Origin of the sequence: Streptomyces sp. C, assembly GCF_000158895.1 — a bacterium.
Taxonomy (GTDB): domain Bacteria; phylum Actinomycetota; class Actinomycetes; order Streptomycetales; family Streptomycetaceae; genus Streptomyces; species Streptomyces racemochromogenes.
Genome location: NZ_GG657750.1, coordinates 6,105,885 through 6,106,397 on the forward strand (window position 1 = coordinate 6,105,885; position 513 = coordinate 6,106,397).

Genomic DNA, 513 nt, shown 5'->3' on the forward strand with positions numbered 1-513 from the left:
CCCGGCGCCCCGCCACGTCGAGCCCACGACCTCCGTGCGCGTGCGCAGGTCGATGCCCCGCGCCCGGTGCTCCTCGGGGGTACGGGCGATCAGCTCGTCCCGCCCGCCGACCTGCCCGCCGACCCAGTACGGGATCCCGCACGCGGAGTACGAGGTGAAGTGCCCGCGCTCGAACGCGACGATCTCCAGCTCCGCCGGGCCCTTCAGCCGCCGCGCCTGCGACGCGGCGGACATCCCCGCCGCGTCACCGCCGACCACCACCAGTCGTTCCACCGCCATCGTCCGCCCCGCCTCCGTGCCGCTGCCTGCGCCTACGGGGGACACGCTACGGGCGGACCCGCCGTCAGTCCTGGAGATCCGCTCCAGGGCCGTCGGACCGCCCGGGCGCGGCGGCGGGGGCCGGGGCCTGCGCGGCGGCCGGCGCGGGCGCCTGCCGGGGCACCGGGGTGCGGGTCGGGCCCGCCTTCGGCTTCGCCGGGCGGAGCCTGCGGTACGCCTTGAACCCGAGGACCA

At 78.4% G+C, this 513-nt stretch carries 1 pseudogene; it reads right to left on the reverse strand.

The window, feature by feature from the left end:
• A pseudogene (locus SSNG_RS27470) lies at positions 1-279 on the reverse strand (flavoprotein oxidoreductase); the annotation flags it as partial.
• Between the last annotated feature and the right edge of the window lie 234 nt (positions 280-513).